At 32.7% G+C, this 26,232-nt stretch carries 20 protein-coding genes; 4 read left to right on the plus strand and 16 right to left on the minus strand.

What is annotated here, in order from left to right; translation table 11 throughout:
* The first annotated feature begins 259 nt into the window (after nt 1-259).
* Nucleotides 260-781 carry a cupin domain-containing protein gene (locus tag B7R67_RS14670; protein ID WP_088071664.1) on the plus strand — a complete coding sequence of 174 codons (522 nt, stop codon included), beginning with the start codon at nt 260-262 and terminating at the stop codon, nt 779-781.
* A gap of 301 nt (nt 782-1,082) precedes the next feature.
* Here the strand turns inward: B7R67_RS14670 and B7R67_RS14675 are convergent, their stop codons facing one another.
* Nucleotides 1,083-1,610, minus strand: a complete 528-nt coding sequence (locus B7R67_RS14675) for an SH3 domain-containing protein (protein WP_088071666.1) — start codon at nt 1,608-1,610, stop codon at nt 1,083-1,085.
* A gap of 392 nt (nt 1,611-2,002) precedes the next feature.
* Here B7R67_RS14675 and B7R67_RS14680 point away from each other — a divergent pair, with 392 nt between their 5' ends.
* Complete coding sequence (locus tag B7R67_RS14680; protein WP_088071668.1) at nt 2,003-2,437, plus strand: SRPBCC family protein; 435 nt, start codon at nt 2,003-2,005, stop codon at nt 2,435-2,437.
* A gap of 85 nt (nt 2,438-2,522) precedes the next feature.
* Here the strand turns inward: B7R67_RS14680 and B7R67_RS14685 are convergent, their stop codons facing one another.
* Both B7R67_RS14685 and B7R67_RS14690 read right to left on the minus strand, forming a co-directional pair.
* Nucleotides 2,523-4,277, minus strand: coding sequence for a methyl-accepting chemotaxis protein (locus tag B7R67_RS14685; RefSeq protein WP_088071670.1), 1,755 nt, complete (start codon nt 4,275-4,277; stop codon nt 2,523-2,525).
* 358 nt (nt 4,278-4,635) lie between these two features.
* Complete coding sequence (locus B7R67_RS14690) at nt 4,636-10,749, minus strand: DUF4350 domain-containing protein (RefSeq protein ID WP_088071672.1); 6,114 nt, start codon at nt 10,747-10,749, stop codon at nt 4,636-4,638.
* A gap of 263 nt (nt 10,750-11,012) precedes the next feature.
* Here B7R67_RS14690 and B7R67_RS14695 point away from each other — a divergent pair, with 263 nt between their 5' ends.
* Nucleotides 11,013-12,173: a HupE/UreJ family protein gene (locus B7R67_RS14695; RefSeq protein WP_235822175.1), complete on the plus strand. Its 1,161-nt coding sequence runs from the start codon at nt 11,013-11,015 to the stop codon at nt 12,171-12,173.
* Nucleotides 12,174-12,296: 123 nt separating this feature from the next.
* On the opposite strand, the gene pbfA is transcribed toward B7R67_RS14695, so the two are convergent.
* The 6 genes from pbfA to B7R67_RS14720 all read right to left on the minus strand — a co-directional run bounded on the left by pbfA (nt 12,297) and on the right by B7R67_RS14720 (nt 19,020).
* Nucleotides 12,297-13,649 carry a (R)-1-hydroxy-2-aminoethylphosphonate ammonia-lyase gene (gene pbfA / locus B7R67_RS14700; protein ID WP_088071676.1) on the minus strand — a complete coding sequence of 451 codons (1,353 nt, stop codon included), beginning with the start codon at nt 13,647-13,649 and terminating at the stop codon, nt 12,297-12,299.
* Nucleotides 13,639-14,454 carry a phosphonoacetaldehyde hydrolase gene (gene phnX / locus B7R67_RS14705; RefSeq protein ID WP_088071678.1) on the minus strand — a complete coding sequence of 272 codons (816 nt, stop codon included), beginning with the start codon at nt 14,452-14,454 and terminating at the stop codon, nt 13,639-13,641. The genes pbfA and phnX overlap by 11 nt, the downstream gene beginning before the upstream one ends.
* Nucleotides 14,451-15,545, minus strand: coding sequence for a 2-aminoethylphosphonate--pyruvate transaminase (gene phnW, locus B7R67_RS14710; RefSeq protein ID WP_088071680.1), 1,095 nt, complete (start codon nt 15,543-15,545; stop codon nt 14,451-14,453). Before phnW ends, phnX begins: the two co-directional genes overlap by 4 nt.
* Nucleotides 15,546-15,566: 21 nt before the next feature.
* Nucleotides 15,567-16,559: an extracellular solute-binding protein gene (locus B7R67_RS22420; protein ID WP_213084058.1), complete on the minus strand. Its 993-nt coding sequence runs from the start codon at nt 16,557-16,559 to the stop codon at nt 15,567-15,569.
* A 93-nt stretch (nt 16,560-16,652) separates the two neighbouring features.
* Nucleotides 16,653-18,275, minus strand: coding sequence for an ABC transporter permease subunit (locus tag B7R67_RS22425; RefSeq protein WP_213084059.1), 1,623 nt, complete (start codon nt 18,273-18,275; stop codon nt 16,653-16,655).
* A complete protein-coding gene (locus tag B7R67_RS14720; protein ID WP_088071682.1) occupies nt 18,268-19,020 on the minus strand; it encodes an ABC transporter ATP-binding protein in 753 nt (250 codons plus the stop codon). Before B7R67_RS14720 ends, B7R67_RS22425 begins: the two co-directional genes overlap by 8 nt.
* A 228-nt stretch (nt 19,021-19,248) precedes the next feature.
* Between B7R67_RS14720 and B7R67_RS14725 the strand changes: the two genes are divergently transcribed.
* Entirely contained in the window at nt 19,249-20,031 is a 783-nt protein-coding gene (locus B7R67_RS14725) for a DeoR/GlpR family DNA-binding transcription regulator (RefSeq protein ID WP_088071684.1), read from the plus strand.
* A gap of 205 nt (nt 20,032-20,236) precedes the next feature.
* Here B7R67_RS14725 and B7R67_RS14730 read toward each other — a convergent pair whose 3' ends face one another.
* The 7 genes from B7R67_RS14730 to B7R67_RS14760 all read right to left on the minus strand — a co-directional run bounded on the left by B7R67_RS14730 (nt 20,237) and on the right by B7R67_RS14760 (nt 26,103).
* Nucleotides 20,237-21,859, minus strand: coding sequence for a lactate permease LctP family transporter (locus B7R67_RS14730; protein ID WP_088071785.1), 1,623 nt, complete (start codon nt 21,857-21,859; stop codon nt 20,237-20,239).
* 228 nt (nt 21,860-22,087) lie between these two features.
* Complete coding sequence (locus tag B7R67_RS14735; protein ID WP_088071686.1) at nt 22,088-22,300, minus strand: hypothetical protein; 213 nt, start codon at nt 22,298-22,300, stop codon at nt 22,088-22,090.
* A gap of 328 nt (nt 22,301-22,628) precedes the next feature.
* A complete protein-coding gene (locus tag B7R67_RS14740; protein WP_088071688.1) occupies nt 22,629-22,823 on the minus strand; it encodes a hypothetical protein in 195 nt (64 codons plus the stop codon).
* Nucleotides 22,824-23,046: 223 nt separating this feature from the next.
* Nucleotides 23,047-23,934, minus strand: coding sequence for a phosphotransferase enzyme family protein (locus B7R67_RS14745; RefSeq protein ID WP_088071690.1), 888 nt, complete (start codon nt 23,932-23,934; stop codon nt 23,047-23,049).
* A 91-nt stretch (nt 23,935-24,025) separates the two neighbouring features.
* Complete coding sequence (locus B7R67_RS14750) at nt 24,026-24,622, minus strand: hypothetical protein (RefSeq protein ID WP_088071692.1); 597 nt, start codon at nt 24,620-24,622, stop codon at nt 24,026-24,028.
* Nucleotides 24,623-25,019: 397 nt separating this feature from the next.
* Nucleotides 25,020-25,577 carry a 2'-5' RNA ligase family protein gene (locus tag B7R67_RS14755; protein ID WP_088071694.1) on the minus strand — a complete coding sequence of 186 codons (558 nt, stop codon included), beginning with the start codon at nt 25,575-25,577 and terminating at the stop codon, nt 25,020-25,022.
* Nucleotides 25,578-25,602: 25 nt separating this feature from the next.
* Nucleotides 25,603-26,103, minus strand: coding sequence for a GNAT family N-acetyltransferase (locus B7R67_RS14760; RefSeq protein ID WP_088071696.1), 501 nt, complete (start codon nt 26,101-26,103; stop codon nt 25,603-25,605).
* Nucleotides 26,104-26,232 lie beyond the last annotated feature (129 nt).

Here is a 26,232-nt window from a genome sequence, read left to right on the forward strand (position 1 = left end):
GGGGTCTCACCCTTCCCGCTACTCCCATAGGAGTCTCCCACCTTCCACTGCAATCAATCTCTTTCTATATTCTATAATTTAAAAATTCTATAAAATTTTATTTTAAAAATTTCTTTTTATAAAATATAAACTATATACATTAACAGGCATATTCAAAACAGTATAGATAACAAACTTTTAATAGAAATTAACAACATAGTAATAATTAAGGTAATATGGTACATGTAGTCATTATCGTTTTTTAGAGAGGATTGATGAAATGATTAACAATAATCCTGAATATTGGATTACTAAACTTGAACTTGAGGCTCATCCTGAAGGTGGATATTACAAATCTACATACCATTCACAGGAACAAATATCGGATCGAGAATTAACTGTTGATTTTGATAATCAAAGACTTCTTTACACAAGTATTTATTTTTTACTTCAATCACATGATATTTCACATTTTCACCGATTAAAGTCCGATGAACTATGGTATTTCCATGCAGGTAGTTCTTTAACAATTCATGTCATACACGAAAATGGCGTATATGAAGAAATTAAATTAGGATTAAATTTAGAGAACGGGGAAGTTCCTCAATATTTGGTTCCTAAAAATTCAATTTTTGGATCATCTGTTTTGGAGGAAAATACTTTCTCATTAGTAGGATGCATGGTTTCACCTGGCTTTGACTTCAAAGACTTCGAATTATTTACACAAGAGCAATTATTAGAACAATATCCTGAGCATGAAGAAATTATTAAGAAGTTAGCTTATAATGTACTTCCTTATTAAAAAAAGTGAGCAATAGGGCTCACTTTTTTTAATAGTGTTGAAATAGATAACGCTCTATATGATAAAAGGTCATTAATGCAACTTTAATGATGATCTATGAATAGACTTTTATTGAAGAATAAGTTGATTGGAACGAAAGGATACTCGACTCCTATGGGAAATGCGGAAAGGCTGAGACCCCGCAGGCTTGCCGAGGAGGCTCAGGTTTCGCCCCATGGAAAGCGAGAATCCTGTAGTGGAAATGGACATCACTCAACTTCCTTTACGAAAATTTGATCTTTATTTAATAAGATTACTTTTTTTATTTCATATTTAAATACTTTGTATTTGCAAATCCTTTTTTTCCATTATATGAAACGATTGCCCAGTTGTAATCGATCTGTGTTCTTCCAGCTGTTTGATACCCTAAAAAGCTTACTTTTGCTCCTTTAGGGATTACCGTTAAAACTTTGTATTTTGTACTTGCGCCACTACGCAAATTTAAATTAGATTTTGTTGTCAGTGTTGTCGGTAACTTTTGTAAATATTTCGTGCTTACATATGCAATTCCGTTTTTCGTTGTTGTCGTTTTAATTTGTGCCCAGTTAGCATTATAAAATTTTACGATTTCAATTTGATCTTTCTTTCTTAATGTATCTACTACTTTCGAGCTTGTGTTTGGTGTACTACGTATATTTAGTACACTCACTGTTACTTCATAGACACTTATCGGAGCATTTACTACTGCTGCACTAACATGAATAGGTTGTTTTGCCACTCCATTAGAAAAAAGTAAAGTTCCTGATAATGCTATAGTTGTTATCGCTGCTTTTAATAAGTTTCTTTTCAATTTTAATTCCTCCTAGTATTAAACAATGATGTTTTTGAATTTTTTTTATTAGAATGTTAACTATCATCATTTCATTAAAAAAAGATTTTATATTACTCATTCTCCCCCTCTCAAATTAGTAACTTTATGATATGAAATCGATGTTTCAAACTTAATCATGAAATGTATCAAAGGTGTAAACTTTTTTGAAAATCCAATAAAAAATTGGTGCTTCTAATAAAACAAAAAAACGGGACATGAATCCCATCGTTATAAAAAAGTAATGTTCGTACCCGAACTAATTATCTGAATTTTCGAACCAAACATTCACAAACTCATTCTTTAAGTTTAAAATGGGTGTAATAGGACATAGATGTTACATATCAATTAATTTGAAAGTGAGTTGTCATATAATGAATAATGTTACGAAGTTTAAAATTTTCAAACCAGCAAAGGAAATATTTGAAGCATTTGTAGATCCGTCAAAAATTGGGAAATTTTGGTTTTCTTCTAGCTCTGAAAGATGGGAGGAAGGAAAAGTTATCACATTAAAATACGACTTATACAACGCGGAAGGTAAAATAAAAATAATTGAGATACAAGATAACAAAAAAATTGTATTTGCTTGGGGTGAAACTGAAGAAGGTCATGTTGTAACAATTTCGCTAACTGAAATTGATCATAACAACACGATCATTGAAATAATTGAAGAAGGCTTTAATGAAAATACTCCTGATTTTGTACACCAGTTAATTGACAACAAAGAAGGTTGGGTATTTATGCTTAGTTGCTTAAAGTCCTACTTAGAATTCGGTGTCACCACTTTAAGAGGTGCCCTAATTAAATAAAATAAGGAAAAAGAAAAAGAAAAGCAGGAGAACGGAAAAAGAAGAACTAACCTTAAAGTTCTCCCCTTAATCCTTCCTGCTCTTCCTATAATTCAAACTGATTCGTTTGGTTTTGTAGATTCTTAATTGAATCTGTGACTTCATCTAAATCATTTGAAAAATTATTCAAATTACTATCCATTTGTTGAATTGTCGCTGTAACTTCTTCTGTTGCAGCTGCAGTTTCTTCACAGACTGCTGTCACAGACATAATATCTTCTTGAATTGCCACTTGTTGTTGATTCATTTCATCAAAATTAACTGTGATTGCAGCAAATGACTCTTTCGATTTAGACAAAAGAATTGATAAGTCGTTTACATTCTCTTTTACTACGCTCAATTCATTTACTTGCTTCATAAACGTAGATAATGTATCATCATTTTTTTCTTTTGTTTCCTTAATTTGTGATTGAATTTTTGCAATCGTATTATGGATCGTTTTTGTTGCTTCACCTGATTGTTTCGCTAGTTTTCCAACCTCAGTAGCTACTACAGCAAATCCTTTTCCATGTTCACCTGCTCTCGCTGCTTCAATCGATGCGTTTAAAGATAACAAATTCGTTTGTTCAGATATATTTTTTATTTCACTTACTATTTGTTCAATATCTTTTGAAAAACTATTTAGTGTGTCAATTGCTACAGAAACTTCTCTAAACGTTTCCTCAGTATTTTGATTAAGCTTTACTAATTCCTCAATCGAATGCAAACTTTTATGCTGTGTGTTAGATACTTCATTATTCAGCTTTTCTACATGAGTTATTTCTTCATTTACTTTTATCATTACATTTTGAAATTCATTATTTAGAGTAGAAGTATTTTCTATTGATGATGTTACTACTTCATTCCCAGCAGAGATTTCCGCACTTGCAAGCACAATCCCCTCTGACTGTTCTCTTAAATTCCCCATTTCCTGTTTAGTACTCTGGAACTTATCGATTGTTATATTTGCAGTATTTTTAACATTTAGTATGAGATTATGTAAATTCTCTCTCATTCTAGTAAATGATTGGAAAATACGTCCGATTTCATTATTTTTCATATAAATGCTTTCAAATGAATGCAATTTTCCTTGTGAAACTTGATCAACTAATTCTTCTAGTTTTTGTAGTGGTTTTAATGTTCTTTTTATATAGAACGTCACACCTAAAATTGAAAACAGTAGAATGACAAGATTTACTGAAATTAAAATTTTCCCCTGATCTTTGATAATACTAGTACTAATCATCCCCGACGTTTTTGCATTAATATCAATTCCTAATACCCCAATCACATCCCCGTTGTTTCCTTTAATTGGGGCAAATGCAGATAAATAGTCTCCATATTTTGGATCATGAACGATCGGTGTACTTGAAGTTTTACCATCCAATACTTCTCTAACATCAGCATATTTTGTTGATGTTGTTTTCTCCCCTATTTTTGAAGCTTTTGAGTCTCCTTTATCCATTCCATCTACTAAAATAGAAAGATTCTTATTTTTAACCTCCAGTGTATACACGTAAAATGCGCCAGATTGTTTACGAAAATCGTTTAAAGACTTTCGTAAATTCCAGTATTCTTCTGATTCTTGTTTTTGGTTTAAAAATGTTTGATATGTTTCTTTATTTATTTCATTTGCAAAGCTTGATGCTTGGACCTTACCAAATTCACGGAGTGTTTGATCAGTAGAATTAATAATTGATTTGTACAATATTATCCCATTTACAACTATTAAAACGAAAAACATAAGTGCAGTAAAGAAAATAATTGGTGTTCTTATTGATGTACTTTTTTGGTTTTTAATCTTTCTTTCTTTGGTGCTCATTCTACTTCACCCTTTTTTATCCATTTTTTACTATTTCTATCGGATAATCAGTAAATGTTTTAAACTGAATACACTCTAAAAAGTTAACTAAGCCTCAAAAAAAGTGTGGAAATCCTGAATAAAATGAGAGCTTTCTTTCTTAAAAAGGATACGCCAAACTAACTCTAAAAATTAAAGTGTGAGGAGAGGGTTACCTAATCTCTAAAACTTGAAATTACGTCGAGTTTTTTTACAGCTGCAAATTTATACTTGTTTAATGTGTAAAAAAATGGGTGTCTCCAAAAGTTATACTTTTGGGACACCCTCTTTAACATTACTTCTTATTTTTTCTCCTAAACATACTAGAGTTTAAGAAAACTTATTTACTAGAATTACCTTTTGGAACCGTAACAGTTGCTTGCGCTCTTGTTGTGTTACCTGCTTTATCTGTTACTAAGTAAGTAATCGTATAAATACGACCATTACCTGTACCATTTCTTTCAGATCGAAGACTAAAAGTAGTATCCAATTTTCCGAAATCTGCTCCTTGAATATCATCAAGTGTTGCGTTTGATTCGTTTACTGTTATTGATTCTAATACAACAGATTCAATCCCAGAAGTTGAATCACTATAATTAAGGAATGCTTTAATATCGACCATTTTATGGTTCGGTACAGATAGTATTGGCTGATCAACAGCGACCTTTAATACCGGAGCTGTCTTATCAATTTTCACCTGAACCGATTTTGTTGCTTCAACATTACCTGCATTGTCTTCGCTACGATATTCAACATTGAAGATTCCATCTTGATTCAGTTGAATTGGACCTTTGTACTCTGTCCATCCTTGTCCATTTATACGGTATTGAACCGATTTAACACCAGACATTTTATCTGTTGTTGTCAAATTAACAGCTACATCGGACTTAAACCATCCATTCATACTTGAAGGTGCATTTGGATTTAAATCAACTTTTGTATTAGATGCTGTTTTATCAATCTTCACATCAATCGATTTGATATCCTCCATATTCCCATCTTGATCTTCACTGCGATATTCAACAGTCAACTGACCATCTTCATTCAACTGAATCGGACCTTTGTATTCTGTCCAATCCTGTCCATTAATACGGTAGTAAGTCGTTTTCACACCAGAAGCATCATCTTGAGCACTCAAGTTTACAGTAACACTTGAGTTATACCATCCATTATTACCAGATGGCTTTTCAGGATTCAATTTAGCTGAAGTTATCGGTGCAACTGCATCCTTTATTCCAACTAATTCTTTTGTATCACGAACACGGATACGATTTCCTTCAGAAAACTTCCCTGAAAGTCCAATAGCTTCTAATGATTCGCCTATTTTAAGATCTGGTACAGGACCACTTTGATTTACAATATATCCATCTGTAAATACTAATACTGGTCCAGTTCCATCATTGATGACATAAGAATTGTCATCATATTTCGAAACGACTTTTCCAGTTACTTTTACTAGAAGACCTTGATTTTCATCAGTTATTGAATCACCCGTTGATACTTGCTTAGGAGCTAGTGGATCAACGTGGCCAATTTTAATTACATCAGTATCAAATTTATCAAATTCGAACTCTTTATTATTCTCAAACGTTTTAAGGTGTCCATAAATTCGGACTTTGTCGCCTGTTTTTAATGATCCTTCTGGCGCTTCTTTAAAGGCCATAATTCCGCCTGTTTCATCTTGTACGTAGAATGCATCAAAGAATACACCTGCTGCTGTTGTAACTGTACCTTCAATCACTGCATCTGTATCATCAGCTAATTTACGTACATCAGCGATTTTCGTAACTTTTGCTTCACGGTGTGCAAGCCAGTTGATTGCATTTAAAGAAAACTCGTCATTTCCTTTTGGTTCAAACGACTCATCCATCTGCTTATCATTAAAGATATTCATACCAGACACTACGACACGGCCCTTATCACCGATTTTCTCTGATGCAATTAACGGAATTGCCGATCCTCCCGAATTATCAGAAACTGCATCATAAGTAAAGCCACCTTTGATATTCCCTTGATAAGTGGTTTCATTTCCTTTTGCTAAAATAACGACATTGCCATTCTCTGTAAGAGGTTGATTATTATCACTAGATAAACTTACGCCACTATAATAATCGATAAATGATACTCGATCCGTAATGTAATTTGAAACTAATCCCGGATGAACTCTTACTGCAAAAGGAGATACTTTAGGGTCACTCCAGAAGTTTCCTGACTTACTGTCATCAAATACTCCGTCATTTCCAATTCGGATAGCTGTTCCAACATCACTTAAAAGTTGATTTTGGATTGTTGGATTTGTACTATTGTTACTCTTACTTGCTACTAATAATGAACCGCCATTTTTTACAAATTTTGCAACAGCTGCTCTTTCATCAGCAGTTAAAGCTGTTTTCGGATGAGTAAACATTAAAATATTTACATTACTTAATACATCATCAGTAAGGACTTGTTTATTTTCAGATACTGTATAGCCTTCTTTTTGAAGAAGAAGCGTAAATGATTTTAAATTATCTTTGTAAGTTCCAGAATCACCTGAAGTATTTTCATTTCCATGATTAGCATCAATTAATACATTAACACCTAATGGTTCTTTGATTTTTACTGGTAACTCATACTTCACATCACCGATATCAAGTCCATCATTTGATGTGACTACGACAATCAACTTATGATCACCTTTGATTGGGCTCTTCCAAACGGCAGTTGTTTCAGCATAATTCTTCGTTGTAATAGAAGAAATCGTATTTGTACCTATGAAATGTTCTTGGTTAACTTCATCATAATAGAAGTCTACCTTAAGGTTTTTAACTGTCTCCATCCCGTTATTAGCTACTGTTGTCTTTAACGTTGCTGGGTTTCCTCCTACAATCACACCACCATTAATATCAATTCCATTGACTTTAACATCAACTGGCTGTTCTTTTGACCAAATAGGTGCAGAATAAATTCTTTCTCCATCCATTTGTGTTACTTTTACAACAAACCATTGTTGACCACTTGATACTGTGTAAGACGGATTCCAAGTAAAATCTTTTGTCATTGGAGAGATAGAGTCGACAACTACTCCTCCATTAGTAATTAATTCTACTTTAGCAATTCGATCATCCGACTTATATGATGCTGGAAGATAGTTATAGTCACTATCATTATGAGATTCAGCAACTAAATCACTACCTGAAATTTTAAAGTTCAGCTTTTTACTATCAACCGTTGAACCCATGTAATAGCCATTTGCAAGAACATCTAATGTGAAGTTTGGATCCTCTTCCATATAAACGCGCATATTGCGCATAGACTGCATTAAAGAATCCTGTGAAAGATCATCAGCAACTATAACTGTACGCTGATTTGTTTGTCCCCAAGTTCCTTCGTGATTATCTTCTCCGTAAGTAGGAGCAACATGCCAGCCTAAATCTAGAGCTGAATAGAATTTTTTATCCGCATTCGCATATCCGTAGTGGCCAGAACCATTTCCTACCTCAAGCATTGTAAACAATTTGTCTAACTCTTTATTGTACGGCTTGAAATTATTAAATGCATTCGCAGACATGTCTGGATGGTTAAACTGACCAACAATATTATCGTAAGTCATAACCCATGCATAATATTTGTTTAAATCCTGGTATTGCTTACCATTAATATTTCGATCAATAAAATTGTCTGTTCCAAAAATATTTGAATGCCCCCATGTAGTTGAAGTCATTTCAAACGCTGGAAAAACAACATAATCGCCGTTTTTAGTATATTTTTTTGCAAGGTCTTTCGTTAACTGCCATTGTTCTCCACCTGTACGCTCTTGCATCCCTTTATGGTCAACCGTATCTTGACCAAGAAGTGAAGGGTCAATGTCATGTGAATGATCCGAGAACGCGAACCAATCATAATGATGTGCCTTCCCTGCCTTTAAAGCATCTTCTGGTGTACCAGACGCATCATGTGAAATATTAGTGTGGTTGTGAGTTGTACCTCTATAGTGATTTCCACCCGTAAAACGTGGTACCACTTCGAATGTCCACTCATAATTTGTTGTATTTCCTTTTACATCCGCAGCTGAAACTTTCACAGTGTGTAATCCTAATTTTAGATCCTGCTGAGGTGTATATTTCACTTGACCTTTGTTGATTGTAGCGTTAGTTCCATTTAGTTCCTCACCATCAAACCAAAAATGGATCGTTTTTTCATCAACTCCACTAGGATCATCAAGTAAAGCCGAAATTTCTGGTTGAGGGCTTTCAACTTTCGTTCCATTTTGAGGAGTCTCTCCATTAATAGATGGACCTTCTTTATCTTCAATCAATTTCACTGAAAATGGTGTAGCACTTGATCCCGCAGTTTTTACTTCCGAACCAGCTTTAGCTTCAATATAATACTCAAATCCACTCGAAGGTACTTTAGCAGCTGTAAGAGTTGCTGCGTAATGTCCATCACTACCTTTTGTCATTGGTAATGCTGAATAATTAGTAATTCCCTTTTCACGGTAATAAACTGTTACACTCTCTGCTCCATCTGCAACCGCGTCAAAATCCACATTTGCACTAGAGTATACTTCTGTTAAAGCTGTATGTGTAATTGCCAGTATTGGTGCAACATCTTTTACATCACGCGGATATAGCTGATAACCACTTGTTGCTGATGCGTTTGTTGTGTATTGGCCTAATATTCCTGTAACTGTATAGCTTTTACCATTTACAAGATCTGTATCAGGCTTAATACCTGTTTTATCCATTACTCGTAATAAAGTTGATTTATTATTCACATCAATAAATGTCACATTGTAGTTCGGTGGTGTGCTTGCAGTAGCAGAAACCTTACCTGTAATCGTTACAAGGCTTCCTTCTAATGGCTCAGCCACAGCGAAATTATTCAAATCAGCAATCGTAAGATTTTTTGAACCAGGTAGTTCATTACCTTCACTTAATTTAGCAATTGAAGTAGGTTCAAATTCAGTTAAACCATTGTAATAAATAACCTTACCTGTAATACGTAGTTTATCTCCTTTTACAGTCGAAAAGCCCGGGTCATAAGAAGAGTGGAAAATATTAATTCCCGCCGTATTATCCTGGATATAGAAGTTTTGTTTTTGACTTCCAAGAATTTGATTATCTACTGTTACAACACCTTCGATTGTAAAAGTTTTGTTCAGATTAATCGGCTGTCCTTTTGCATCAGAAGCTCTAACATCATTAATCTTTGAAATAACTGTTGTGTCTGCTTTCGTTACGGAAACAGCTACACTTTCAAGCATGATTCCTTTAGACGTACTTGTCTGTTGAGTCACATACACCGTATCTGGTGCATTATTGATCGTAACAGAGAAGTCTCCTCCAGTACCTGATTTTACTTCTTGCATATTTAATTTTTCATTAATGTTTACAGTTGCATTTGGATAAACATTAATGATTGAACTTGCTGCACTTGCACCAGCACTTCCAATTAATGTACCGACACCGTTCGCAACTGAATAGCTTAATTTATCTTGAGCGATCGATGCACTTGATTTCGCTACTGAGATTTCGATAGTTGCACTTTCGGTTAATCCATTCTGAGTAGCAGTAACATAAATAGAATTTAAACCTTTATTAGGAATATCTATTGCAAAAGAACCATCATCTGAAGCAGTTGCAGTGCCAAGAAAACTACCCTTTGAAGCGTTTTCATAAACATTAATAATTGATTTTCCTGGAACTGCATTCGCGCTACCTGTTACTTTTGCTGTTGTATCATTTTGTAAAAATTGAATCAAATTGCCCTTTGGTTGTAGACTCACATCTGGAACCATTGGATCTTCTGTTGCACTTGTAGTATTTCTTGGAGTTACAACTGGTCCTACATAAAAATCTGCTCCATTATCATCTGAATCCCATGCATTACCTTTTCCCGGTATTGGATTGATATTTGCATAAGGACGACGTTGAGCGCTTGTCGTATTAGATGGAGCCTTTGTTGGACCCGTACCTTCAAAGTTCGCAGCTGCACCAATACCAACAAAATCAACCGCACCTGTTGGAACTGCACCGCTAGCTGCTGTAGTATTTTTTAACAATGCAATTTTAGCATCAGTACCTGACATTGCTAAAGCACCTGTTGCATCTGGAGTTGGGAGAGCTACACCATTTGCACCGCCACCTTCAGCAATTAGGTAATAACCATGGGCTTTAATTGAGCCATTTAATGGCGTAACTTGCCAAGTTGTACCAGCTTTAGAAGCGTATTGAACAGACCATCCATCAAGTACTACGTCTTGATCTGTAGGATTATATAATTCAATAAAATCCTTATTGTATGGTGCTCCAGTATTTCCTCCGCCACCAAAATATTGAGAAATAACAACATGATCAGTAGCTGCACTTACGCTACCTATTAATCCACTAGGCAGGAACGCACTAAGTAATAAAAGAGCAGTCATAAATATGCTTGTCCAACGCCTATATTTTTTCCTCATTACATTCTTCATTCATCAACCATCCCTTTGATAAATTATTATTCTACTAAAAAAAAAACACAAAAAAAATACTAAAAAAGACTCTTCCCCTTTCTTCTTTAGTTTGTACCCCTCAATTCCTATACTACAGGGATTTATTAAAACATGAAATGTTTAATTAGTAAATCTTAAGTAAAATTTTAATATATTTATAATTTGTTTATATACAAAACCGACTGGAGTATGTTTATATGAAGTTAGTTTGGTATTTGGATTAAAAAAACAGGGGGATTTCTGTGCGAACTAAATCAATTATTTTCAGTTTTATAACTGCCATTATATTATTCTTAATTCAATTTCCATCGTCTGCTTTGGCACATAATTATAGCGCTAGTTATACAGACCTAAAGATTGAGAAAGATCAGACGATAATGAAATTTTCGCTCGATACAATTTCAGTAATTGAATTAATTCCCGGTATCGACAAAAATAAAAACTACCTTTTAGAAAAATCTGAAATCAAAAGTGGACGTCATCATTTGGAGGAATTAATTACCGAACGATTAGCTCTCGATAAAAATAATATCGAACAAACTCCAAAGCTGGAAAAAATGAAGCTTGTGAAAAAAACAAATAATATTTTTCTAACCTGCTATTTAATTTATCCTTCTTTTTCACCAGGAGAGAATATCAGTCTGACTGATGGCTTATACTCGGGTGATTCTGGTACAACTAACTATGTAAATCTCTTGACTGCTACTTATCAAGGAGAAGTTAGCGAAACTGCTCTTCAAGGAAAAGATCGAACGTGGACAATGCTACTTACTGAAAATCAGCAAGAGCAGCAAACTATGGATGGACAGAATAGCCAATCTCACAGTGAGGAGCCTGCCCAAAAAAATACGAGCAAAAGTTCATCTTCATGGCTATCATTTTTGAAACTGGGAATTTTTCATATTTTAACTGGCTACGATCATCTATTATTCTTATTTGCTCTTTTAATAAGTAGACAAACTATAAAGCAATATATTGGAACCATTACGGCCTTTACGATTGCCCATAGTATTACGCTAACCTTATCAGTACTAGGAATAGTCAGTATCCCTTCTTATCTAGTAGAAGCGATGATTGCCTTAAGTATTTGTTATGTTGCATTGGAAAATATTTTCAAAAAGAAGATAAATTACAGATGGGCTATTACATTTACCTTTGGATTAATTCACGGTATGGGTTTTGCTAGTTTATTAAAAGATATGAATCTTCCTAAAAGTAATTTGGCTGTTGCATTAATTAACTTTAATCTTGGAATTGAGTTTATTCAATTGATGATCGTTCTACTGCTTATTCCTGTACTTTTAAAGCTACAAAAATCTATGAAGTATCAAAGGTATATGCAGATTGGATCAGGTATAATCTTTATTCTTGGTTTCATTTGGTTAATTCAAAGATTATTCTAATTCTATATTAAACATGAATGAAAGGGCTATCCTACTATCGGATAGCCCTTTTTTTCTCTTAAATTCAAAACAAATTAAAGTTGAAAGTGTAATTAGATCTTTTTACAATTTAAGGTTTACCATCTAACAATACATTTTCAGCCCATCTTCTAAGAGGCCAATTGCAAATTCTAGCTGCTCTTTTGTAACCGTTAGAGGAGGATGCCATGTAATGCTGTTTCCTCCAGAAAGCTTAAATGAAAGTCCATTTTTTAAGCAATAATAAAGAATTTCTTCTGCTAAATGATCGTTCTTTTCTTTTGTTTTGCGAGATTTTACAAGTTCAATTGAAATGAGTAATCCCGCAATCCGAATATCCCCGATCGATTCATACTTTTTGTAAAGATCCTCTAGCGCTGTTCTTACGAAAGTGGATTGAACTCGGCAATTTTCTTCTAATTTATAATCGTCAATATAATTAATTGTTGCACAAATTGCTGCACAGCCTAATGCTGGTTTTTCATGAGTGTAGTGTCCAAGCGATATCTCTTGAGCAATATCATATTTGGTACGTGTAAGTACCGCTGCTTGAGGGATAATCGCTCCACCGAGACCTTTTCCAAGCACTAGAATATCAGGCTCAATTTCAAATTTTTGATGAACATAAAACGCGCCACTTCTCATTAATGCTGTCGGAACTTCATCAAATATTAATAATATCCCATGTTGATCACAAATCTCTCTTAATCTTTTAAAATATGACTTTGGTGGTATATGTGTATCAGTTGCTCGAATTGGTTCTAGTAAGACCGCACCAATTTCACCTACATGCTCAATCATATATTCTATATGGTCTAAGCAGAAATTAGCTACTTCTTCATGTGAATCGCTTTTTATTAGATTTCGATATCCATTAAAAGGTATAGCTTTTAAAGTTCCTGGTAGTAATGGGCCTATGTCTTTCTTAAAAACATATTCTCCACCAACAGAAATCGTATCTAAACCTGCGCCATGAAATGACTCCCACATAGAAATGACTTTATGCCGACCAGTTACTTTACGTGCTATTTTAAGGGCTAACCCAACTGCTGCACTTCCCGATGGAGTAAATAAAACTTTAAAATCCTGTGAAGTCGTTTTATGAATTAAAGCCTTGGCAGCTTTAACGACTATGTCAGATGTAAATCTCCTTGGTATAAATGGGAGTTCTTCGATTTGCTTTTTAATTGCATCAACTACATATGGATTTTTATATCCTACTTGATGCGAACTATTCCCATGAAAATCTAAATATTTCTTTCCATTTACATCAATTAAATAACAACCATCTGCATCCATAATTCCATTGAGGCATGGTGTTGACATCGATTGTTTAACAAATACTTCTTCATCTGCTTGAATAATTTCCGTACTTGTTTGATTTAATTGACTCATCCAATCAATTCGAAGTGGACTTGAATTAATATCTCCTTCTCTTTTCAGGTGACTATTTGGCATTTGGTTTCTTACCTTCTGAGATTAATTGATTAATTTGTTCAATTAACTCTGGTAACTCTCCCATGGTTTTAATTGTAAAATCCGCTCCATTTTGTAAAAACGATATTTCTGTTTTCGAAATAATTGCTTCTTTATCACTTTCTGCTAGGTTACTGAACTCTTTTAAACTTAATCCCATTTCAGAGCTTCCAATAATTACTCCTACTGACCAAACTCCAGCATTATTTCCTTCTTTAATATCCGAAATAGTATCTCCTACTTTAACTACCTTCCAAGGAGCAGTTAACTTAAGTGCTTCCATATTTCTGAAAATCATATAAGGAAATGGTCTGCCAAATGAATTTGTATCATCAGGTGTAAGATAGAAGTCAGGATAATAGCCCTTCTTCTCTGCATTTGGCACGACAACATCCATCATTTTATTTGTATAACCTGTTGTTGAGCCAATTTTTAGACCTTGTTTTCTTAATTCCTGTACTACTTCAATTACTTCTGGAATTGGATCTGTGTAATCAGATAATGAAGACATAAGTGCTGGCTCAAAGTTTGCATAAAGTATATTTACATCTTGCTCATTAAATGGTCTTTCATATTTATCAATCCAAAGATTTGAAATTCTTGGCATAGAAAGCATCTCACGAATATGATCAATTTTTAGCATGCCCATTGGTGCTCTTGCTTCTTCCATCGTGACTTCTATACCAGCATTTTTAAAAATATCAACAAATACATTTACAGGCGCAAAGCAGCCAAAGTCAACTGTTGTACCAGCCCAATCTAAAATAATTCCTTCTACTTTATTCATTTTGTCACCACTCCAATATACTCTTCGATGATGTTACATAAGCTCTGAATATCTTCTTCATAAATTTCACCGATATTCCCTACTCTGAATGTATCCGCGTCAGTTAGCTTACCTGGGTAAATGACATATCCTCTTTCTTTAATGAAGCTGTAGAATTCTACAAAACTAAACTGTTCGCTTGGGAACAAAAACGTTGTAATAATAGGTGATTGGTTAATTTCAGTAATATAAGCGTGAATCCCAACCTCTTTTAGTCTCTTTCTTAACAAGCGATTATTATTTTGGTAGCGAGCAAACCTAGCAGAAACACCGCCTTCTTCAATTAATTCATCAATTGCTTTAGAAAATGCTGCAACAACTTGGGTTGGAGAAGTGAATCTCCATTTGCCATCCTTGTCCATTTCCTTCCATTGATCATATAAATCTAATGATAAACTTCGAGCAATTCCTTCACATTGTACAAGCTTATTTAGTTTTGCAATGACAAATCCGAAACCTGGTACACCTTGGATACATTTATTCGCACTACTAATTAAATAATCAATTTCAAGTTTTTGCACGTCAATCTCAATCCCACCAAAGCTACTCATAGCATCGATAATAAGAGTCAGATTAAATTCTTTCGTAAGATTTGATACCATTTCAATTGGATTTAAAATACCAGTAGTTGTTTCACAATGAACCATCACAATGTGCGTAATTGCTTGATCCTTTTCAATTATGTCCCTCAATTCTTCCTCTTTAGGTAGCTCATCATATGCAATGCTAAATTGAACGAAATTTAGACCAATATACTTAGCCATTTTTACAATTCGTTCACCATATGCACCATTTGTTACAATTAATACTTTGTCATTTTTTGAAATAGTTGAACTAATAACGGATTCAACTGCAAATGTACCACTACCTTGCATTAAAACAACTGAGTAATGTTCTTCCGATACTTTTGCTAAATCAAGAATCTGTGATCTAATTTTTTGTGTTATTTCTTTATAATCATTATCCCAAGTACATCGATCAAAGAGCATTTCTTCTTTGACCGTATTTGTTGTAGTTAATGGACCTGGCGTTAATAATTTATAGTTTTTCATGACCCTTCATCCCCTATCTGATTATTTTGTAGAATTAAAGAACTGTTGATGTTCTTCTAACAATTTAACTGATAATGGTTGGCTAAATTTCATTGAATGAGCTGGTTTATGTTCATCACTAACAGTTTCTCCATTGTATAAAGCAACTGGGTAATCTTTGATTAAATCTTTACGAGCATCCTTACTAATTACTTCAGCCATTTTCATTGCTAATTCGTTTGATTTCTTATCTTTTTTTACAACTGCAACTGATTCAGTTAATGAGAAATTTCCTTCTGTAGGATCTACATAATCAATCGGTAAACCTGCTTTTTTATCTAATACTGCTTGATGACGTAATCCAAAACCTGCAGCAACTTCCCCAGCTTCTACTTTCTTAATTGGACCAGAACCTGAACTTTCTAAATGTGGACCGCAGTTTGCGATTAAATCATGTAAAATTGCTTTTCCTTCTTCTTCACCATACTGATTTATAATTGCTTGAATTAATAACCATCCAGTTGAAGAATCCATGATATTTGGAATAGATACTAAACCTTTAAATTCTGGTTTTGCTAAGTCTTTAATTGATGTCGGCATTGGTAAGCCTTTTTCTTTCATCACTTTTGTATTTACAAAGATTGAGCCTGTGTTAGCTAAAATTGGCGTATAGAATGAAGGATATTTCTCTAATGAATTTGTATTAAATGTTAAATTTTCAAACATATCGTGTTTTTCTTGTGCACTGTCTAAGAAATAAGAACTCATTGTCACTAAATTTGCTTCGATTTTGTCACCTTCAGCTATAAGTTTTCCACCTAATTCAGAAGTACCAAAAGTTTGGAATACATATTTACCGTCATATCCTGCTTTTTTTAAAGCTTTTTCCATTGACGTAATTGCTTCTTCATCACCATTTGTATAAATGACAATTTTCTTAGAGGCACTCGTTTTTGAACTATTACAAGCGGATAATGAGAAAACGAAAGTTAATGCGAATAAAGCCAACAAAATTCCTTTAAATTTCTTAAACATAATACTACCTCGCTTTTTTTATTTTTTTATTTTCATAAACAACATTGTTGTTATTTCTAAATGTGATAGTTGGTTAAAAAATTTTAGAGATTATTACTGAACGACACTTTTCCTTTGAAAATAGTCGCATAGGAATTTAATGATTAGGTTCGTAAAAAAAATCAATAGTGATAAAACAAATATTTCATCATACTTTTGAAAATGTTGAAGTTCTTTAATTTTGCTTGCAACTAAAGAAGTTTCCGCTGTAATTAGGAAGATAATTCCACTTACTGTTACCATTGAATTAATAAAATAGTAACTAATCATCTCAAAAACCGTTGATTTAGAATTTGGTAAAACTACTCTGTAAATCGTTTTAATCCATGTATCACCCATTAACTCCCCAGTCGTTTCCCAACTAGGATTCATTTTAGTTAACGAGTTTTTCGCTAATAAATACGGCGTTGTAAAAAAGTGAACGATATTGCAAAGAATAATAATTGTAAATGTTCCTTTTAAACTACTATTATTAAAAAATAGTAAGTACGATAAACCTAATACCATTCCTGGTACTGTATTTGTGAGCATCGAAATTAAATCAATCGCTAATTTGGAGTTACTTCTTATAGCAGTTCGCACATTTAATAGTGCCGAACTATATGCTACGATTGTTCCAATAAGTGCTGTCACAATCGAAACGTATAAAGAATTTTTATAAACACCAATTAAATCACTTGATTGGAAAGCATCAATAAAATGCTGTAACGTAAAATTCATTTGAAATGGATAACTAATAAAAAATGGTACGACGAACATCACTGCAAATACTGAAAGAATTCCAACTAAAATAATAGAAGAAATAACTCCAAAGCAAATATCTCTCGATTTATGAGAAACCATTTCAAAGTTCGTAAACTTATCGTAGTGAAAATTAAATTTTTCAAGATAATTCAGTAGTAATACGCCAAAAACAGCTGGTATTAACATTAGAACTGCAATTACTGCACCATTATTAAAATTTGGAATTGATCCAAGCATAACTTGATATAGCTGGGTAGCTACGACGTAATATGTACCTCCCACTGAAGCTGGAATCCCGTAATCTGTAAAACTTAAAATAAACGAAAGTACAAACGCTCCACCAAGTGTTCCAAGCAATGGTCTAATAATAGTGTTTTTAAAACTTCTAAATAGACCATCCCCCATTAGTTTTGATACAACGATAAATTTTTTATCAATATATTTAAATGAATTATTAATTAATAGAAATGCCGCTGGAAGTGTATAAATCACGTATCCTATTAATAATCCATTAAATCCATAGATTTCAAACAAATTTCTGCCAAATAATTTAGTCATTAGACCTTGCTGTCCAAACGAATAAATAATCGCAAATCCGTACGTTATTGTAGGAAGTAACATCGGAATTAGAATAACGATTTTCATAAATCCTTTTAAAGGTCGAACAACTTTTGTACAATTAATTGAATATGCCAAGATGAAGGCTAAAACTGTACTGATACAAGCCGTAATAGTAGAAACCTTTATACTATTTCCAATTGCTTGTAATAGATTTTTATCTGACAGGATTGTTATATAGTTATGTATGCCAAATCCTTGGTCAGTCTCCAATGATCGATAAAAAAGAATGATTAAAGGTAAAAATAGAAAAGCTATAAATAATAGTAGGATTACTCCATAAATGACTCGAATTTCAGGCTTTACTTTATGCATATTTCTCACCAAATAAGTTGTAAATATTATGTCTTTTAATTTGTAACTGCTTTAAAATAAATTCTTCTACAAAACGGTTACTTGGTTGTTGAATGATTTCACTAGGTGTTCCAAATTGTGAAATTTTTCCTTCATTAATAATCAAAATTTTATCTGATAAAGTTAAAGCTTCTTCTGGATCGTGTGTTACGATAATAGTTGTTAGGTTAAACTCTCTGGCAATTGACTTAATCCGGTCTTTAATTGATTCTTTTATGACACCATCTAATGCACTTAAAGGCTCGTCTAAAAGTAAAATTCTTGGTTTTGTTACTAATGTTCTAGCAAGTGCAACACGTTGTTTTTGACCTCCAGATAGCTCACTTATTTTCTTTTTTAAATGAGGCTTTAATTCTAAGAAATTAATATAATCCTGTAATTCCTGTTCTGTTACTAGTCCTTTTTTATTTCTTAGACCGTAAACTATGTTTTCATAAGAATTTAAGTTCGGAAAAAGTGCGTAATCTTGGAAAACGATATTAAATCCTCTATTCTTCATAGGCGTTTTTGTAATATCTACATCATTAAAAATGATTTGTCCTTGATCCATTTGAGTAAGGCCTAAGATGATATTTAATAATGTTGTTTTTCCACTTCCACTTGGACCAAGTAGTGACACAATTTCTCCAGTTTTAATTTCAAGATTGATCTCCGATAATACGACTTTTTTATCAAACTGTTTGCTAATGTTTTGTAATTTCAGCAAACTGTTCACCTCCTTAAACACATCCCTAGTATAAAATTCATATGTAAATCCAATTAGACTTTTAAGTAAATAATATGTAAATTATGAGTAAGTTCTGCATAACTTATGCACATATTTACAATTTATTAACCGAACATTTGCATTATTTTATCTTAACTACTATTGAAAAGATGCTTTCTTTTCTATTAAACTGAAGACAAGATTAATAAATATTGAAAAGGTGAAGTTATGTTTCCACTTGAAAGGCAACAGAAAATTATCGAATTATTAAAGATAAATAATGTGTTAAAAATAACTGAGTTAACTGAAGCATTAAATATATCGATTGATACATTACGTAGAGATTTAAATTTACTTGAGAAGCAAGGAAAAATAGAAAAAATCTATGGAGGAGCCAAACTGGCTGAATCGAAGTTTTTTGAATCTTCTATGGAAGAAAGAATGGTTAGCCATTTAGAGGAAAAGGAACAGATCGCTCAAAAATGTGCTGAGCATATCGAAGATGGAGATTGTATTTATTTAGACAGTGGTACGACAACTTTACAAATTGCTAAATATATTAAAGAGAAGAAGAATTTGACTGTTGTTACGAATTCAATACCAATCATTAATGAACTCTTAAATAGTTCAATTGAATTAATCATAATCGGTGGCAAAATCAGACGACACGAACAGTCCGTTGTTACGTATGATTATTTATTTAACTTCAGTGAATTGAATATATTAAAAGCGTTTATTTGTGCAAGTGGGATAACAATTGAAAAAGGCATATCTGATTATAATTTTGAAGAAGCCATTACAAGGAAAAAGATTATCGAATTATCGAATATAACGTATATTGCAGCTGATAGTACAAAGTTTGGAAAAAATGTAACTGTTCAAATTGCCCCACTTGAAAAAGTTGATTATATTATCACGGATTGTCATTTGAATAAAAGCTTTATTACAAAATTTAATAAGACTAATACAAACTTAGTCATTTCGGATCAAAAAAAGGAAGCTCTTGATTAGATAGAGCTTCCTTTTTTATTGCTGTGTGGGGGAAATACGAACATTATGTGTACTTTATTGATAAACCTGTGAACTTTGTTGATAAAATGCTGATTTTTATTGATAAAGTACTCTTTTTTATTGATATACAAGTAATTCTTGTTGATATTGGCTGAAATTGTAATGTTGAGCTATAGCAAAGCGTCCATTAGAGACACAAAATCTTCTAAAAAATGGACCAACTCACAATTCCAATTAATACTAATAATGAAAGACTATATTTTACTGTCATTTTAAACAGTTTTGATTCTTGTCCGACGAGACCAACTGCTGCTGTTGCTACAGCAACTGACTGAGGTGAGATCATTTTTGCCATCGTTCCACCCATGACATTTACTGCAACCATTGTTTCAGGTAGGATACCAATTTGTGCTGCTGTGACTGCTTGTAAAGGTGCAAAAAGTGACCCACTGTTTACAACCGAGCCTGTTAAAAATACACCGATCCATCCAAGTATTGGTGAAAATAATGGAAATTTATCACCGGTCGAAGCAAATGCTAGTCCAAGTGTAGAAGACATCCCTGAATAAGTACAAATATATGCAAAAGCTAGAACACTACAAATTGTTAAGATTGGTGCTAGTAATTCTTTAAACGTTTCACTTGCGGTTTCGCTTACTAACTTCCAATTACATTTAAAAATAATAATCGTTAAAATCGCCGCTAGTACGATAGCTGTCACTGTTGATGAAAACAAATCAAGTTTATACACCGCTGCATATGGAGCATCGCTTGGTACAATAGGTGGTTTTCGAATGACTAAATTGTTTAAAAACGGAACTGGAATTAAAAAAACTAATTTCGCTAAAGCGCCACCTGGTACGAAAAGTGCTTTAACAAAGTTTAAATTAAAAATAGTTACGAATACAGTCAATAAAATGAACGGTAACCAAGCGTAGATAATTTGATTAAGTGAATAATTTTCCACTACTCCTGTAGATTTAGTTTCAGTTTGCTGAATTTTATATACTTCTTTTGGACTCCAAACACGTAAAAATAAAGATACTGCAACTAAGCTTACAATTGCTGCAAAAATGTCAGCAAGCTCGGCCCCTAAGAAATATAAAACGACAAATTGTGTAATGGCGAATGAAAATCCACTCACTAAAATGGCAGGAAAGGTTTGTCTGATTCCTTTAAAACCATCAATAATAAATACTAGTAAAAATGCTACTAAAATACTCATCAATGGAAGAACGAGCGCAGTATATCTACCGACAATTAGTCCGTCCAAGCCAGTTAATTGAGCTGGAACATTAACTGGGATCCCCATAGCTCCAAAAGCTCCACCAGCAATATTCGCTATTAAACAAATAGCTGCTGCATTTAAAGCATTAAAACCAAGACCTACTAGTATTGCAGCTGTTATTGCTACAGGTGCACCAAATCCAGCAGCACCTTCTAAAAAAGCTCCAAATGAATACGCCACTAGAAGTACTTGAATTCTCTGGTCTTCTGTTATGGATGCAATACTTTTACGAATAATATTAAACTGACCTGTTTTTGTCGTTAGCTTATATAGAAATATTGCAGCTAATACAATTGAGGCAACTGGCCATATTCCTGCAAATATTCCATAAAGTGCAGATGACACGATCATTCTAATCGGCATTCCGTAAACTAACACGGCTACAATTCCAGCAACAAGAATGCTTAAAGCTCCTGCTATATAGCCTTTTAGTTTTAAGATCGTTAATGCAATGATAAAAAATAAGATTGGGATTGCAGCCATTAAAGCAGACAACCAAATATTATGTAATGGATTATAATTTTGTGACCAGGTTAACATATTTTTGTAAATTCCTTTCTGAATAAGAAGTAAAAAATACCAATTTACCATTTATACAGATAGAATCACCAAAGATTTGTTAAATATTCCATGGGCAAAAGGGACTGTATACATAGAAGATAAAGATAAATAAAAGCAGAAGAAGTTAAGCGATGATTGGTCTTTCTAAAATAAATCTATCCTAAATTAAGCTATTTACTCAAATTAATTTAGGATAGTAAACATATTCTAAGCTTCAATTGTAATCTCATCTTTATTTTCCTTCATAAAATAAGGACTTACAATAAAACTCACACCTGTTAAAACAATAACCACACCAAATAAAAAGTAAATTGTTTCATTTGATTTATTTACTAAATTAATGACAACATCAATATATTTTAATGCACTTAAAAGAATAAGCACTCCAATTAATACATAATTAGCCTTTTTAAATTCCATATCCGTCCCTCCTTATAAAAATAGTATCATAATTCAAATTTGTAGACTGCCGGTAATATTTTCATAAAAAGTTCACATTTATAACTTTACATAAATAATGGAGATATTAGAGCAAAAAGCATAACCACTTGGGTTATGCTTTCAGTGTGTAGACAAAATCCTATCTATCTGATATTCAGACTGATTGAAAACGCTTGTCTTTCGAGGCGCGAAGCCTGACGAAGAGCGGAGATACCCTAAACGGTAATGAGCACCGCAGACAGGCGAAGTAACGAAGAAAGCGAGCGTTTGTCAACAGTCTGAAAGCATAACCACTAGGGTTATGCTTTTACCTTCTCTGTTTCGACCCACTTAAATAAAGGATAACGATCGCAAAAATAGTCATTCCACAAACAATAAATGGCATTAAACCAGAACTATAAACCATGTAGATTCTAATATTGCGAATCGCTGTAACAACAATAAAAAGTAGTAAAAATAAAGATAATATCCCAACAAGAGCCGTATTTTTATTTCTTTTCATAAACATCAGCCCCTTTCAAAAAACAAACTACAAACATTACCATTTATTTTATTATATAGCCAACCTACAAATTCAATAACCAAACGTTTCAGTGATGACCTCCATACTAGAAAAAAATATAAGGAATAGCTTGTTTTATTTTTTTCTCCTTACTTCATTTGGTTTTCAAGAACATACATGATTGTTGTTTCTAATTTTTCATGTGTTTCATAAAAAATAAAACCTATACATAAATTGAAAAATCATTTTGATCGGCATATGGTATTTCATTCATAATCTTATTTTGCAAATCATTCAGAGTATATTTCTGCCAATCCTCTAATTGATTCAAATCCCATTTTACTGTAAATAAATTGTACAAAAATAATTCTCTTAATTTTAGAAAAATCGGTATTTGCTCTATAACATCACTATGAATTACATTTTCCTGTTTATATCCTTTAAAAAAATGTTTCATAAAGCTTTCTATAAAATGTTCATTCTCACGATTAAATGACGTTTGTTGCCAATATGCATGATAAAATGCTGTTGCAATATCCTGCGCAAACCAATTATAAGCACAATTATCGAAATCAATAATAAAGAGTTTATCTTCTACTACAATTAAATTTCCTTGATGAAAATCATTATGAATTAATCCAAATGTGCTCGGCGATTTGCGGAATTCTAAAAGCTTCTCTATGTATTTATTATAGATTTCTTTCATATTCGTCTGGAGTTGTTCTCTAATACGAAATACATCAGGGTTATCATACGACCAGATTGGACGATAAATTTCACTGATTTTATATTCTTTCGATAATGAATGCATCTTTCCTAATATTTTTCCCCATTGTTCAAATCTACTTTTATTCCAATGTTTCGGATTCGTGACATCCATTGGAACTCCATCAATATATTCAAAATAAGTAATAATTCGGCCGTTTTCATATTCTACATTCAAATCAGCCTTTGCAACATCTAAGCCTTGCTTATGTAAGAAATTTACCCACTCAATTTCTTGTAAAACTGTTCTCTTTGTTTTTTCTGTATTAGACTTTCTAATGATTCTATTTGATTTTTGATCGTAAAACACATCATTTTGAAAACCACCGCTTAATTTCTTATTCATCTGTGTCCCTACTATCTTTAAGAAAATTCAAATCAAGTTTAATTGCCATTTGTATCATTAATTTAAAAGGTTCATTTTGATTATTGCCTTTTTAAATAACGCGCTTAAAAAAGTTAGTTCCCTCATGAGTATTATATCTTTTAAAATCTTTTGGCATTTGCTTATAAAAAGAAAGATGAGGCATAGGTATTATTGCAGCATTAAACTCCCATAACTTTTCTATTTTATTTTCAACTAATCCAATAAATGCTTCACCGTCTTGCATTTCATTGGACAAATATATGCCTGTTTCATTAAATTGATCACTCAAGTTTTCCATAATTTTTAATATAAAATCATCATTTTTAAATCCTTTATCCTTGCACGTCGAATCTCCGCCTTCAACGGTAATTAAAAGTTCAAGCCAAGTCTCTTTACTCTTATGAGTCCAAGTAATAATCGAAGTGTTGACTATATATTTATTCTTTTCTACTTTAACTAACATGTCATGACTAAGTGGAATATCTTCAATACTAGCATAAAGTGTATCATCGTCTTGTAGGTTAATCCCTAAAATCCAAGAATTTATATCATCAAATGAAATTCCAATGTTTATCATAACTTGTTTAAAGCGATCAATTATGTGGTGGAATCCTCCAGAATTTTTAAGTCTAACGTAAGTTTGAATATGACTGAAATTACCTAACATTTTTCCTCCTACTACTCCCTAAAAATATGTTAAATTATAAAATACTATTTCTTGTCCATCTCTTATATCGTATGGATCGTAAGCATTTTAGAGTAGAAATTGAAAAACAGATTCTTAAAAAAAGAAGGTTGATTTCCGTTGCAGGATGCTCACTTTCCATGGGGCGTGAGCTGAGCCTCCTCGGCAAGCCTGCGGGGTCTCACCCTTCCCGCTACTCCCATAGGAGTCTCCCACCTTCCACTCCAATCAACGTCTTTTAATCCTCAACACTATAAATTCTATAAGAGCTTTTTTCGAAAATGGCTTTTTTTAAAAGTATCAACAATTAACATTTACAGAGCCAAAAGGAAAGAATACTATGTTTAAATTTAAGTTTATAAAATAAAAAAACTCGCTATCATTTGCGAGTTTTCAACTTAGTTTTTAATTTCTTAGAATAAATAATCGGCACGTTATTTTTATTTACGAATTCGATTATCGCTACTTCTTTTAGTTTTCCAACAATTAATTCCTGCCTATTTAAACAGTATGTATATGCTTCAGATAATTTTTCAGTAGTCAATCGATTAGCTAATGTACAATGGGGTATCCATTTGTTCGGCAAATACATTGAGTCGGGATTGTCATTGTACTGTTTAAAATGAAAATGATAATCCTCATGAAATTCAATTAGATCTTTTGTAACATTCGGAGAAAAATACAATGTTCCAGTATTCAAAAAAGATCCGATTGAATTAATTGTAATATCTAATTCTGATTTATTTTCAAAATACTCGTCAAATTGTTTAGTAAAATCAATTTTATTGAGATGATTGTAACTTGCTAGTGTGATGTGTGGCTTTCTATTAATTACTTCATAAGCATAGAAAGAAATTGATTTTTCACTAAGTTCTTTCCAAATATCTTTAATAATCTGCTCAGTTTCTTCATCAAATATTGCTACTATACCGTACATTCTTTTTTTAAACTCTCCTTACCTCTCAGTCTAAGTTCAAATGCAAAATAAACAGTTCACCTTTTCTACCCATTGCGCGAAATCCCTTATCGATAAATCCACCCTTTTTGTAAACATGCTGAGCAGAAATGTTTTTATGATTTACTGCTAAAATGATTTCATTTTTCTCAGGGAAATTGGCTTTTACAAAAGCTGGCAATAATTTTAATGACTGACTTGCAATCCCTTTCCCTTGAAAATTAGCATCTACTGAATAGGCTCTTAACAAAATTGCATCTACGTTATTGCTATATTCTTGAACACCCTCCCACCCGTGTAGAACAAAAAAACCTGCAACATCATTATTATTTAAAATTACAACCGCATGTCGATCCGCTTCTGATTTACACTTATCTATGTTGTCGATTGGCTGGCCAGTAAAATTTAATTGTTCATCTGGTAAAAAATAGTTTTTTAGTTGTACATCATATTTTGAATCATGGAATTGTAATGAAACCGTTTCGATAGGTAATAAAGAATTAGCCAAATAATCATCCTCCACTAAAAATAGAATTAAATGAATAGTATAACAATTATTATAGTATATAATCTTCATTCGAAATTCTACCAATCTTAGTTTATTAGACGATAAAAGGATAAATGGCTAATTCGAAAG

Source organism: Gottfriedia luciferensis (assembly GCF_002156865.1).
In the GTDB taxonomy this organism is placed as follows: domain Bacteria; phylum Bacillota; class Bacilli; order Bacillales; family Bacillaceae_G; genus Gottfriedia; species Gottfriedia luciferensis.

Bases quoted from the DNA above. Each gene is read 5' to 3' on its own strand.
- pbfA (WP_088071676.1), bottom strand. From the start codon at position 13,649: ATGCCAAATAGTCACCTGAAAAGAGAAGGAGATATTAATTCAAGTCCA.
- B7R67_RS14670 (WP_088071664.1), top strand. From the start codon at position 260: ATGATTAACAATAATCCTGAATATTGGATTACTAAACTTGAACTTGAG.
- B7R67_RS14745 (WP_088071690.1), bottom strand. From the start codon at position 23,934: ATGAATAAGAAATTAAGCGGTGGTTTTCAAAATGATGTGTTTTACGAT.
- B7R67_RS14750 (WP_088071692.1), bottom strand. From the start codon at position 24,622: ATGTTAGGTAATTTCAGTCATATTCAAACTTACGTTAGACTTAAAAAT.
- B7R67_RS14680 (WP_088071668.1), top strand. From the start codon at position 2,003: ATGAATAATGTTACGAAGTTTAAAATTTTCAAACCAGCAAAGGAAATA.
- B7R67_RS14735 (WP_088071686.1), bottom strand. From the start codon at position 22,300: ATGGAATTTAAAAAGGCTAATTATGTATTAATTGGAGTGCTTATTCTT.
- B7R67_RS22425 (WP_213084059.1), bottom strand. From the start codon at position 18,275: ATGCATAAAGTAAAGCCTGAAATTCGAGTCATTTATGGAGTAATCCTA.
- phnW (WP_088071680.1), bottom strand. From the start codon at position 15,545: ATGAAAAACTATAAATTATTAACGCCAGGTCCATTAACTACAACAAAT.
- B7R67_RS22420 (WP_213084058.1), bottom strand. From the start codon at position 16,559: ATGTTTAAGAAATTTAAAGGAATTTTGTTGGCTTTATTCGCATTAACT.
- B7R67_RS14725 (WP_088071684.1), top strand. From the start codon at position 19,249: ATGTTTCCACTTGAAAGGCAACAGAAAATTATCGAATTATTAAAGATA.
- B7R67_RS14740 (WP_088071688.1), bottom strand. From the start codon at position 22,823: ATGAAAAGAAATAAAAATACGGCTCTTGTTGGGATATTATCTTTATTT.
- B7R67_RS14690 (WP_088071672.1), bottom strand. From the start codon at position 10,749: ATGAAGAATGTAATGAGGAAAAAATATAGGCGTTGGACAAGCATATTT.
- B7R67_RS14730 (WP_088071785.1), bottom strand. From the start codon at position 21,859: ATGTTAACCTGGTCACAAAATTATAATCCATTACATAATATTTGGTTG.
- B7R67_RS14685 (WP_088071670.1), bottom strand. From the start codon at position 4,277: ATGAGCACCAAAGAAAGAAAGATTAAAAACCAAAAAAGTACATCAATA.
- phnX (WP_088071678.1), bottom strand. From the start codon at position 14,454: ATGAATAAAGTAGAAGGAATTATTTTAGATTGGGCTGGTACAACAGTT.
- B7R67_RS14755 (WP_088071694.1), bottom strand. From the start codon at position 25,577: ATGTACGGTATAGTAGCAATATTTGATGAAGAAACTGAGCAGATTATT.